Source organism: Bartonella sp. WD12.1, assembly GCF_002022415.1.
Lineage (GTDB): Bacteria > Pseudomonadota > Alphaproteobacteria > Rhizobiales > Rhizobiaceae > Bartonella.
The window spans coordinates 1,504,361-1,516,718 of record NZ_MUBG01000001.1 but is presented as its reverse complement, the minus strand read 5'-3'; the positions used below and the strand labels follow the sequence as shown (position 1 = coordinate 1,516,718).

The window sequence follows — 12,358 nt, the reverse complement described above, 5'->3', positions numbered from 1 at the left end:
ATTTTAAACTATAAAACAAGAGACTAAGAATACCACAAGTTGTTAGAAGTAAACTTTTCTCAACAAATTTTATCTATTAGTTGGTTTTGATCTTTTTTATTAGATTGAAATCCAAAGAAATTTGGAATTTTATTAGAAATAAAAGCTTAAAATGTTAAGTGCGATAGTTAGTTATAACTGCGTTAAATGCGTAAGATAATCTTATGTTTTTTACGCAGACGATGCCCCTTTTATAACTGATCGAATTAAATTCAATTTGATATAATAATTTAAGTAAATATGGCTTAAGATGCCCAGATGACATAGCGTATTACAGAATATGTTGCTTAGTTATCAAATTTACTTCATTCTTTTTTAAAGACTTAAATCAAGAAACAATTCTTACAAAAAATAAGAAATCATTTGAAGAAGTGCTTTGCATTACACAGTGAATTTTAGTGGAAGTAAACATATTTTATTGGAGCGGGCGATGGGATTCGAACCCACGACCCCAACCTTGGCAAGGTTGTGCTCTACCCCTGAGCTACACCCGCTCACACATTCTTAAACGCCTTTTGTATGGCTTAGCCTTGTCTGAATTGCAACAAAAAAATCACGTTTCAGTAAAATTTATTTTGATGTTAGTGAAATTTATTTTTTAAGGTTAAAAAAGTGTTATTCAACTGGTGATGTAAATAATACTAGATAATTGATTTATATTTTAGCAAATATGCTCGTCTCAAGGGAGGGGGTAAGTGATTATAAATTTAAGCAAAACACTCTTTTGTCTATCAATAAGTTAAAAAGATTGGCAACGTTGTTTGCATTTTTCAAGATTGATTAGCCGGTTATGGTGGTCTTTTTAACGATTGAAAAAAATTGATGTTTGTGACTCTTTAGGAGGAGCATTGAAAATTTTATTCTATTTTGAATCGAAAGAAGCGCCAGTTTTTGTCAAATAGAGTTACTTAATGAGATTTTGAGTTTGCTAAAGTTTTTCATAAATCGCGTGGATAGTTTATGAAATAAGCAGTATCATGAGATTTATCTTATTTATGATCACTATTTTAGTGCAAGTGGATGTTTTGGATTTAATAAATATATTATCCGCATTGAAATCTAGTAAGTATTTTATTTTGGAATACATTTAACTAAAAAGCTTATTAAAGAGAATAAACTAATCACAATTATAGTGATGCATTCTATATATCAAATTTTGAATATGAAAGATCGGTATACAGATAGTGTATGGAGGTGCGTAGTAGAACAATGATCTTGGACATGCACTAAAAAGAATATAAATTGCATGTTAGGATTTTTGGGTATGATTGGCATGCTTTAAAAAGTTCACGATGAAGTTTTTGAAATGATATACTAATGATACACTATAGTGGATTTGATATTTTGGTAATGGATTAATATTTTGGCTGTAAAGAAAGCACATGAAGTTGATCATTTTCTAACGCATTTTTCGCGTTCTTTTCCTATTGTTTTAATTTATGGTCCTGATCGTGGTCTTGTTTGTGAACGTGCGCAGCGTTTTGCTAAGCTAACGCAAGTGGCGATAGAGGATCCTTTTTCTACGATTCGTCTCAATGCAGCTGAAATTGATAAAGATCCTGTGCGATTACAAGATGAAGCGCATACTGTATCACTTTTTGGTAGTGATCGTTTGATATGGATATCCAATGGTGCAAATCAAAAAGGTTTTCTTGCTGCTCTTAAGCTTTTAATTAAAGAACCACCTAAAGCATGTTTCATTTTAATTGAAGCGGGGGACCTAAAAAAAGGTGTTGGGTTGCGCAATATTGTTGAAACGGCTTCAACAGCTCTGGCTTTACCCTGTTATACGGATGATACCCGTTCCCTTGATAGAGTGATTGATGAGGTGTTGAATAATTTTAAAATGACTCTTTCTTTGGAAGCGCGCAAGTGGTTATATGAAAGTTTGGGGGCAGATCGTCTTGTTTCGCGTGGTGAATTAGAAAAGCTTTGTCTTTATGCTCTAAAGAAAGATCGGGTTACGCTTGAGGATGTGAAGGCTGTGGTAAGTGAGGCTGGCGCTCTTTCTCAAGATGAAGTCATTGATGCTATTTTACTGGGGGATGTGGCGGGCTTTGAGATGCATTTTAGTCGATATTCGACTGTGCAAAATACACTTTTTTTTGTTTTAAGTACAGCGCAAAGGCATTTTCAACAATTACAGCTGTTGCGCTATCAAATAGAGGTTGAAGGGAAAGCTCCTTTTGCAGTCATATCTCAAGCACGGCCACCGATTTTTTTTCGTAGAGAAAAAATAATTGAAAAAGCTCTAAAATATTGGGGGTTGGAACAAATTGCTTATGCTATGGAAAAAATTCAATGCGCTGTTTTAGATAGCCGTAAAAATCCATTTTTGGGTACAGTTATTGTTCATCAAGTTTTATTAGGATTAACAGTTAGTGCACAAAAACGCATTTCTTCTTAAAATTTGGCTTCATCGACATTGAAGCGTTTTTGGGACTTGGGTATTTTATGAGATATGTTTTTTCTTTATGGTGATTTTTTTATCAAAAGACAAAAAACGATAATTCATAAAAGCTTTTGATCATGAGATTGTAGTATTACGTGTAATACTAGCAGACATTGTTTGTTTTGAGTAATTGCCAAATTTGCATCAAGATCAAAAAGGTCATTGTACAATATGATTTAAGTACAAAATACAAGGTTACTTAATATTTGGGGGTACAGTGTATGAAGAAGTACTCTTTTATCAATGATAACATGGGAGTTAAGCAGTGATCTTAACAATTTGAGGTATCAATGAAATTTGTTGATTTATCATTGTTGATTTTAGTATAGTTTTTTTAAATTTAGCTATCATCATTGTTATCCTTAAAAAAGTATCTGTTTTATACGAGAATAACTTTCATTTATGAAGTTTAGGTCATTTTTATAAAGCTTAAAGAGACTTAAAGGGAAAGTCATCAGAAAGTATGAAGATTTGATAAAAAATGTGTTGTGCTACAGCTTTCGTATTCTTATTAATGCAGTAAGCCATTATGTGCGTGATAATGGTAGTGCTTTTGCAAGTCATATCGTACTTTCAGGGCTTTTAGCGTTTTTTCCTTTTTGTATTTTGGGAGCATCTCTAGCCAGTTTTTTTTGGGATTTTTCGTATACACCGCAAAAAATTGAGGCACTTATGCACTTGCTGCCAGATGCAATTGCAGAACCTTTTTCTAAAGAAATCGTCAATGTTTTGACAACACAGCGAAGAGGCTTATTGACGCTTTCTTTTGTTGGGGCGGCTTATTTTGCTTCAAATGGGGTAGAGGCTTTACGTGCAGCCTTGAATAAGGCTTATCGCGTTGTTGATCAGCGAAGTTTGTTTTTTTGTCGTTTTCAGAGTTTGTTTTTTGTAATCATTGGAACAATCGGTATTACTGTTATCAGCTTTTTATTAGTTTTAGCGCCTTTACTGATAAAAATTACGCAAAATCATTTTCCCTTTATTGTTGAATATATTGGTGTTATTCGTTTATGGCGTTATACAATTGCAGTGGTTGTTTTATTTATCAGTCTTTTGATTGTTCATAAATGGTTGCCAGCAAAACAGAGAAAATTGATAGATATTTTACCAGGAATTATCGTGACACTGTTTTTGTGGTTTGCAGCATCGATTACTTTTGCACATTATTTAACAAGGTTTAATTATGTGTCCACTTACGCTGGGTTAGCATCTATCATGATTGCTATTATTTTTCTTTATATGCTGAGTGCGATTTTTATTTTGGGAGGTGAGATTAACGCAGCAATTATGTTTTATCGTACTCGTTTACAAAATTCAGATTCATAAAAGAACTGTTTGTTAAATATAGGGAATTAAGGAATAAAAGGGTATGCATTTTACTATCGCTTTTTAGTGATTGATAAGAATGCTTCTGCCTAAAGCTACAATTGATTATATTTTGCGTCATCAGTTTCAAATATGTATTATGGCAAGTTTAAGTTGCTTTTGTTTATTCTCAATTCTTAGTGAAATGCTTATTTAGTGAAACGCTTATTTAAAGAAGAGGCTGTTTCTAAGGAGTTAACGGTACAAGGTTTGGAATGCAAATTATAGGCATGAGGGGAGGGGTGTATTATGAAGACACAGGTTAAAGCCCTTGGAATGGATAATGCAGGTGGGAATAGCAGAGTAAAGCTTACCTTATACTTAATACTTAGTAGTGCATGTTTTTATTTAGCAAGCTCAATCGACTAAACTTTAGTGATAGGTGCTTTAATAGGAGGTTTGTGAGGGTGGGGTAATTTGCAAATAGGCTTTACCTTGTTTTATTATTAATGATCATTTCTATCTTTGAGTGGTTTTGTAAGACGTCGTTATTTGTGGTCATTAAAGCGCTATTTTGTTTCTTTAATGATAGCTTTTATAAGTGCTTTGGCATCGTTATTGGCCCATGGAGCTATACCATTAAATGAAGCAATAAGGTCACCATCTTGATCAACCAGAAGTGTAATGGGTAGCCCTAAAGCTAGTCCTTGTTTGCGGATATTGGTAAAAATGTTCATTTTTTCGTCACGGTAATAGGTCAAATTATCAGCATGCACTTCATGTAAAAATTGCTGAATTTTTTCAGGAGAAGCGACTTTATCAATATTAATGGCTATGACATCAAAATTTTCTCCCTTCATATCGTGTTTTAATTGTGCCAATTCTGGCATTTCTACACGACAAGGCGCACACCAAATGGCCCACAAATTAATAAGTAGTGGCTTTCCAGTAAATTCGGAGAATTTATAGTCTTTTCCTTGAATATCCTTAAAGGAAAACTGGCTTACATTATAGGGAGTATCGGCAAATCGGATGTGTTTAAAAGAGCCTTTGGCTTCTTTTTTGATTGTTATTATTTTTTCTGTTTTTATTTTGTTGGTGTTTGTTTCTTGTGCTTTTGCAACTGAAATAAAGTGAGGAAAGAGAGATGCTTTATGATCATGGTTTATTGTTGCGTATAAACTTAAGGCAATGATAAAGGATGTAAGGAAGCATTGTGTTTTTTTATTTTTCCAGTTGATGAAAATTTGAGAAATCATAATTTTTGTCCTTTAAATGGGCGCTTTTAAGGGATGATAGATAATAGATTGAGCAATAAATATAGAGTAGCTGTTTTGCACAAAGCCCTGCTGCAGTTATGAAAGACATTAATGCTTCCACTGATTGTGATCAAAAACTTTATTGGCAAGATACTGAAGGTTCACTTTCTCATGTGGCAATGCTAGCATAAACGAAAATTATTTCACACTCTGATTATGAAAAAATTGTGCATGGTTTAAAGTTTATTCTCCAAGAAATTGAAGAAGGCACGGTCACTTTTTCACGAAAATTTGAAGATATTCATATGAATATTAAGGCACGGTTGAGCCAATTGATTGGTCCTGTAGCAAGGCCGTTTGCATACAGCACGTTCGTATAATGATCAGGTTGCAGTTGATTTTCGTTTTTGGGTACACGACGAAACGCAAAAATAGCACAAACATTAAAAGAGCTCACCGAACAATTATTCATTCGAGCAAAACAATATGTCGATACTTTTATACTAGGTTTTACATATTTACAAACCACCTAGCCGGTAACATTTGGCATTTATATGATGGCTTATGTTGAAATATTTGGTCGAAATTTTCATGTATGTGTGATGCATTTGAGCGAATGAATGAAATCGCTTCTAGGGGCTGGTGCATTAGCCGAAACGGGCTTTCCAATCAATTGCTTTATGATAGCACAAGCACTGAGGGGGCATGAGCCGGCGCGCAATTAATAGATAGTGTTTCAAATCGTGATTTTGTGTTGGAATTTTTAAGCGCTGGTGCGTGTTTTGTGAATCCATCTTCATGGTTGGCAGAAGAAATTATTCTGTGGTCGAGTGCGCAATTTCAGTTTATTCATTTATTAGGTGCTTTTTTAATAGGTTCGTCTAATTATGTCACAAAAGAGAAATCCCGATGCTGCTAAGCTTATATAAGCCAAATCGGGATGATTGAGTGGTGCATTTATTGGACTTTTAATAGTGGTGAAAGGTTTACCTCTTGCTTACTCGAAGGATATGCAGGAATATAAAACTTATGTGTTTGATGGGGCTTTGAGTTTGGAATTATTGGCTGGCAGCAATGACGGGGATCATTGGTGATTTGGAAGTAAATAAAACACTCATAAAACAAGCAGCAGATTCTGGTTATGCAATAGCAACAGATTTAGCTGATTGGGTTATCCAAATTGGGGCTTCCTTTTCGTGAGACTCATCATATTATTGGGCACATTAGTGGTATTGGCAGAAAAAAAGAAATGTCGTCTTAATGATTTATCATTAGCTGAACTTCAAACGATTTATCCTGATATAAATGCAGCTTGTTTTTGATGTTTTAACAGTTGAAAAATCAGTTGAAAGTCGTAAAAGTTTTGGTAGAACAGCGCCTTTAGAAGTACTTTACCAAATTGCCTATTGAAAAAGGCATCGTGTGAGTGCGTGAATAGATTTAATTGTAAATACAAAAAAATGCAGCAAAATATCAATATGAAAAGAAAAGGGCGCATGAGAACTATTTTAAAGAATTTAATAATTGTCCTTTTTTTTAATGTTGTTATAGTTGGGTGCGGGCGTAAAGGGGCATTAGAATTATCTTCTTCAACAACGGTTAAGTCTTCGCAAAAAGCTTTTGTTTCTGAAAGAAAGACGGATAAACTTTTTATTCTCGATCGATTGATACAATAGAGGTCTTTATGCGTTTTTTCCCTTATCATCAAGACATGCTTTATGCTGAAGGTCTTTTACTTTCCACACTTGCAGATAAGGTTGGAACACCTTTTTATTGTTATTCAGCCAATGCACTTATTGCTCATTTTCAAGACTATCAAAATGCATTTCACGATATACCTAACCTTATTGCTTATGCGGTTAAAGCAAATTCCAATCAGGCTATTTTAAGGCTTTTAGCACGCAGTGGGGCAGGAGCTGATGTGGTGTCAGAAGGTGAATTACGGCGTGCTTTAGCTGTTGGTATTCCTGCGCATCGTATTGTTTATGCTGGTGTTGGTAAAACGGTTAGAGAAATAGATTTTGCCCTTGCACATGATATTTGTTGTTTTAATGTCGAATCAGAGCAGGAACTTGAACAATTATCAGCACGGGCTGTTGCACTTTCAAAAAATGCGCGCATTTCGTTGCGTCTTACTCCAGATGTAGATGCAAAGACCCATCAGAAAATTACAACTGGTAAATCTGAAAATAAATTTGGTATTCCGTTGGCATTGGCATATGATGCTTATAAAAAGGCAGCACAATTGCCTGGCCTTCAAGTGTGTGGTGTGGCTATGCATATTGGTAGCCAGATTTGTGATTTAAAACCATTTGAAGAAGCGTTTATAATTGCTGCAGATTTTGTGCGCCACTTACGCAATGATGGTTATGCCATAACTCATGTAGATATTGGAGGTGGGCTTGGGGTTTCTTATGGTCGTGAGTCATGTTTAGTGCCTTCTCCTTTTGATTATGCGGCACTGGTAAAGAAACATATTGCACCTTTAGGAATCACTGTAATTTTAGAGCCTGGGCGCAGTATTGTTGGCAATGCTGGTGTGTTGGTAACATCTGTTGTGTATTTCAAAAGAGGCAAGGTGCGCAATTTTGTTATTGTTGATGCGGCAATGAATGATTTTATGCGTCCAACACTTTATGATACTTGGCATGATGTGATACCAGTGAAAAAAACGCCATTAAATGCTGTGATGATCAATGCAGATGTTGTTGGCCCTGTTTGTGAAACTGGTGATTATTTAGCATTAGATCGTTGTTTGCCAGTGCTAAAGGCGGGTGATCTTTTGGCAGTTACTGGAGCAGGCGCTTATGGTGCAGTGATGGCAAATACTTATAATAGCAGGCTTTTAGTACCGGAAGTTTTAGTTCAAGATACGCGTTATGCTGTTATTCGCCCACGTCTTGATTATGCACAATTGATAGGTTTTGATCATATTCCAGATTGGATTGAGAATTTTTAAATGTCTTTGACATTGTTTCCAATAAACTTTTATGGAATGATTTATATGGTGCAAATTATTTTTATAGGTCTTATGATTTTTAACTTATTATTAAAAAGGACAAATGATTGTCTATGAAAGACGAAAACATCAAAGGTTTTCTGAAAATAAGGCTTTTATTTGCACGCCTTCTCGCTTGGTGTTTCTTATTTTTTGAGCGGATATGGCCGCGGCTATTACCATTTTTTTTAGCGTTAAGTCTTTTATGTTCGCTTAGTTGGTTTGGTGTTTTTAGCCTCTTAAGTTATTGGTGGCATTTATTTTTTCTTTGGCTCATACTTTTTGTTATTTTAGGAAGTTTATTTCTACTATTTGGTTTTCGCTTTCCCACAGCAAGGGATGTTGATTGCTATATTGAGCAGACAAGTGGGTTTAAAAACCAGCCTTTAAGTGTTCAAAAAGATCGTTTGTGTGTTGAAGATAATGATGGTTCTAGCGTGGTTATTTGGCGTGAACATCAACGCCGCATGACAGAACAGTTGCATCATGTTCAAATTGGATTTGCTTACCCTAATAGTGCTGCCTATGATCCTATAGCTCTTAGGGCACTATTTATTTTGTTGTGTGTGTGTGCTTTTAGTTTTTCTTTTGGCTCGTCTGGGGGGCGTTTATCAGACGCGTTTGATCTACGCCCTGTGGTTGATGAATCATCAATACGTGTTGATGCTTGGGTCACACCACCTGCTTATACGGGCATTGCACCTATTTATTTAACACGAGATGAGACAACACAGCTTACTGTTCCTGAAGGTAGTGATGTCGTTGTACGCGTTGTTAATGGCGCTGGTGTTAAGGTTAAGGCTGTGTCTGAAGACGGTGGACATAAAATTTTACTTACTGAAAAAAGTGAACAAACGGTTTTAAATGACCCAATGACTCGTTTTGAAACACGCTTAGATCGTTCAATGCATTTGTCTGTATCATCGCGTCGTAGGCAGCAACAATGGCATTTGCACATGATTAAAGATAAAGCGCCCACGATTCATTGGCTTGCAAAACCAGAGCGGATTTTAGCCGGTTCATTAGAGTTACGCTATGAAATGGATGATGATTATGGCGTAACAAAAGCTTTTGTTGTAATGGAACCTCTTCTTGATCAGCATAAAAATGCTTCTCCTCTTTATAGGGCGCCTGAGATAAAACTTCTTTTAGCGCGTGGTGGAAAAGGTAAAATGCGCACAGTTCAAGATATATCTGGTCATCCATGGGCTGGTAGCGAGGTTAAAATCACTTTGGTAGCAGAAGATGGGGCTGGTCAGCAGGGGCGTAGTAAAACTTTTATCATGATGTTACCGCAACGTATTTTTGCTAACCCTGTTGCTCGTGCGGTGGATGAGCAACGTCGTTTGTTGGCACTTGATGCACATGCACGAGAACGTGTACTTGATATGCTTTCTGCTTTACTTGTGCGTCCGGAAGATGGTCTTCAAAATGTAACACATTTTCTGGCATTGCAGAGTGCGTGGATAAGACTTTCTGCTGCAAAAACAGATGATCAATTGCGTGATGTTGTTCATTATTTATGGCAAATTGCTTTAGGTATTGAAGGTGATCAGTTTGAACCTGCTCAACAAAGGTTAAAACAAGCACAAGCTGCTTTGCGTGATGCATTACGCCATGGCACTTCAAGTGAGGAAATTGAAAGACTCATGGAAAATTTACGCCAAGCTGTGAATGATTATATTAGTGCTTTGCCTGAAAAAAAATCAAAAGATGCCAATGAGCGTAAGACTACACTTTCTGAAGATTCATTATCCAAAAAGCTGGATTCGATTGAAGAAATGGCCAAGTTGGGTTCTTCTTCTTCAGCTGAACAGCTTTTAGCTGAAATTGAGCAGACACTTGATCATTTGCAGAATCGAAAAAGTAATCAAGCTAAAAAGCAAAATGATCATCAAGAAACACAAATGAAAAAAAAGTTAGATCAACTTGGTGATTTGATGCGTCGACAGCAAGAAATTCTTAATGATACGCACCATTTAGAAAAGAAACAACGTCGTGATGGAGAAAATGTCACAAGCAATGAGGAAAAGCAAAGCAAAACTTTGGAAGATCGTCTGATTGAATTGCAGTCTGAGTTATCAAAATTAGAAAAGGAACTCTCAGAACAAGGTCTTAAACAAAATGACGCGTTGAAAGAGGCAGAAAAGAAAATGAATTCTGCAAAGACCGCCCTTGATAATGGAGACTATGAAATGTCAATGCAAAATCAGTCAGAGGCTTTAGAATCCCTACGGCAAGGTGCACAAAGTGTTTTAAAAAAAATGCGCCAGGTACTGAAAAAAGAAGGAGGTAATCACGATGATGCTCGTGGTCCTCAGGATCCATTAGGACGTCCGCTTTCTTCAAAGACAGGTCAAAATCAAGAAGGTGTGGGGGGAGCACAGAAAAATGATCAAATGCGTGCACGACAGATTTTGGAAGAAATTCGCAAACGCCTTAATAATGATCGTATTCCTGAAGCAGAAAAAAGCTATCTTGAAAGATTGCTTCACTTTCGTTAGTCAAATTTAAATCAATATTAAAAAAAGCGCATTGAAAATTTTTATAAAGTAAGATGCACTCAAAATAAAAAAGTGAAGCGAAGTAAACCGTGCTTTTGGTGAAGTAATAATAATAGTGGTGTTATCTTATTTATGTTACTTTGTTTTTGAATTATTTTGGTTAAAAGAGTGAAAGGTGGAGATTTTTGCTCTTGAGGGGAAGAGGTGCAAACCCATATAAGTTGACTATAAGGTGCTGCAACGTTTGATATTTGTTTCTACATGGTAATGTAAATTGGATATAGTTACACTCAAAGATTTTTATGCTTCTACACTTGGTCTTCGGGTGCAAACGACGATTTGTGAGCAATTAAATTTATATTGGCCAAATCTTGTCGATAAGCGAGTAATGGGTTTTGGTTATGCAGTTCCTTACCTTTCTGTGTTGTGTACACGTGCACAACATTGTTTTGCTTTTATGCCCGCTAGTCAGGGTGCTTTACCTTGGCCTTGTGCTGATAGGGTTGCTACAGCACTTGTTTTTGAAGAAGATTTGCCTCTTCCTGATGCTTCGATTGATTGTGTTTTGTTGGTTCATGCACTTGAATATACAGAAAATTCACGCGAAACTCTTAAAGAAATATGGCGTGTTTTAGCGCCTAATGGCCATTTGATTGTTATTGTTCCCAATCGCAGCGGTTTTTGGGCACGCAATGATTGTACACCTTTTGGCTATGGCGAACCTTATAGTCGGCAACAAATTGTTCGTTTATTTGAAGAAACAAATTTTATATCCGGACCTGTGCGAGAAATTGTATATTATACGCCTTCCTTAAATTATACAGCGCGGTTGTTTTCATTTTTTTATAGACCATTGATACGCCACCTTTTTCCTTATTTTGGTGGGCTTTTAATGTGTCATGCGCACAAACGTATTTATCAAGGTATAAGTATACAACGCCGCCAATCACGACGTGTGTTCATTCCTGCATTATCACCACAGACTCGCGAGAGATATATCTTATCTGGATCTGATTTTGCTTCAGAGAAAAATTGATGACGCCAGAGTCGTTTTAAAAGCAATCATTACTTAAAAATCAAAGATTAAGGCGGTAGCCATTATGATCTGTAATGAGAATCTGGGCATTAGAAGGATCTTTTTCAATTTTTTTGCGTAAACGGTAAATGTGGGTTTCTAATGTGTGGGTAACAATGTTTTTATTATAACCCCAAATGTGTTCCAGCAATGTTTCACGGCTTACAACTTTGTTACGCGTGTTATAAAGATATTTAAGAATTGCTGCCTCTTTTTCGGTAAGGCGGATTTTATTACCATGACAATCAATCAGAAGTTTTTGCCCAGGTTTAAAAGTGTAAGAACCAATACGAAAAATTGCATCTTCATGGTGTTCGTATTGATGTAATTGGGTTCGAATACGCGCTAACAACACCGCAAAACGAAAGGGTTTTGTTACATAATCATTGGCACCTGCTTCAAGGTTTAAAAAAGTATCACAATTTGTGTCATGATCAGTTATCATAATAATGGGAGCGCGAAATTTTTGATCGCGTAATTTTTTAACAGCTTCGCGGCCATCCAGATCAGGCAGTTTAATATCAAAAACAGCAAGATCGATTTTTTCTTTATGAGCTATTGCGATTCCTTCTTTGGCTGTTTTTGCTTGAAGCACTTCAAATTCTTTATGGATTTGCAATTGTTCTAGCAGAATAGAGCGCAAGTCATCCTCTTCCTCAACAATTAAAAGGGTGTAGCTGTTCATTTTTTTTCCTTATAAAGCTTATGTGCGCTATACTTTGTGGA

The 12,358-nt window shown here is 36.0% G+C and carries 8 protein-coding genes, 1 tRNA gene and 1 pseudogene; 7 read left to right on the top strand and 3 right to left on the bottom strand.

All coding sequences use genetic code 11. The features are described 5' to 3' along the window. Positions 1-458 precede the first annotated feature (458 nt). Positions 459-533: transfer RNA gene (locus BWD121_RS06840), tRNA-Gly, on the bottom strand. Between the two features lie 869 nt (positions 534-1,402). On the opposite strand from BWD121_RS06840, the gene holA reads away from it, so the two are divergent. Both holA and BWD121_RS06830 read left to right on the top strand, forming a co-directional pair. Continuing rightward, positions 1,403-2,446, top strand: coding sequence for a DNA polymerase III subunit delta (gene holA, locus BWD121_RS06835; RefSeq protein WP_078663896.1), 1,044 nt, complete (start codon positions 1,403-1,405; stop codon positions 2,444-2,446). A 516-nt stretch (positions 2,447-2,962) separates the two neighbouring features. After that, entirely contained in the window at positions 2,963-3,817 is an 855-nt protein-coding gene (locus tag BWD121_RS06830; RefSeq protein WP_078663895.1) for a YihY/virulence factor BrkB family protein, read from the top strand. 548 nt (positions 3,818-4,365) lie between these two features. On the opposite strand, the gene BWD121_RS06825 is transcribed toward BWD121_RS06830, so the two are convergent. Then, a complete protein-coding gene (locus BWD121_RS06825) occupies positions 4,366-5,055 on the bottom strand; it encodes a TlpA disulfide reductase family protein (RefSeq protein ID WP_078663894.1) in 690 nt (229 codons plus the stop codon). Positions 5,056-5,088: 33 nt separating this feature from the next. On the opposite strand from BWD121_RS06825, the pseudogene argH reads away from it, so the two are divergent. The 5 genes and pseudogenes from argH to BWD121_RS06800 all read left to right on the top strand — a co-directional run bounded on the left by argH (position 5,089) and on the right by BWD121_RS06800 (position 11,593). After that, positions 5,089-6,465 (top strand): annotated as a pseudogene (gene argH, locus BWD121_RS06820) (argininosuccinate lyase). An 86-nt stretch (positions 6,466-6,551) separates the two neighbouring features. Further along, positions 6,552-6,731 (top strand): hypothetical protein, encoded by a 180-nt coding sequence (locus BWD121_RS06815; protein ID WP_078664095.1) that lies wholly within the window; start codon positions 6,552-6,554, stop codon positions 6,729-6,731. Between the two features lie 8 nt (positions 6,732-6,739). Further along, positions 6,740-8,014: a diaminopimelate decarboxylase gene (gene lysA, locus BWD121_RS06810; RefSeq protein ID WP_078663893.1), complete on the top strand. Its 1,275-nt coding sequence runs from the start codon at positions 6,740-6,742 to the stop codon at positions 8,012-8,014. Between the two features lie 113 nt (positions 8,015-8,127). Beyond that, on the top strand, positions 8,128-10,557 hold the full coding sequence (locus BWD121_RS06805) for a TIGR02302 family protein (protein ID WP_078663892.1): 2,430 nt from the start codon (positions 8,128-8,130) through the stop codon (positions 10,555-10,557). 274 nt (positions 10,558-10,831) lie between these two features. Beyond that, positions 10,832-11,593 (top strand): class I SAM-dependent methyltransferase, encoded by a 762-nt coding sequence (locus BWD121_RS06800; RefSeq protein ID WP_078663891.1) that lies wholly within the window; start codon positions 10,832-10,834, stop codon positions 11,591-11,593. A gap of 40 nt (positions 11,594-11,633) precedes the next feature. Here BWD121_RS06800 and BWD121_RS06795 read toward each other — a convergent pair whose 3' ends face one another. Then, positions 11,634-12,317 (bottom strand): response regulator transcription factor, encoded by a 684-nt coding sequence (locus tag BWD121_RS06795; RefSeq protein ID WP_078663890.1) that lies wholly within the window; start codon positions 12,315-12,317, stop codon positions 11,634-11,636. Positions 12,318-12,358 lie beyond the last annotated feature (41 nt).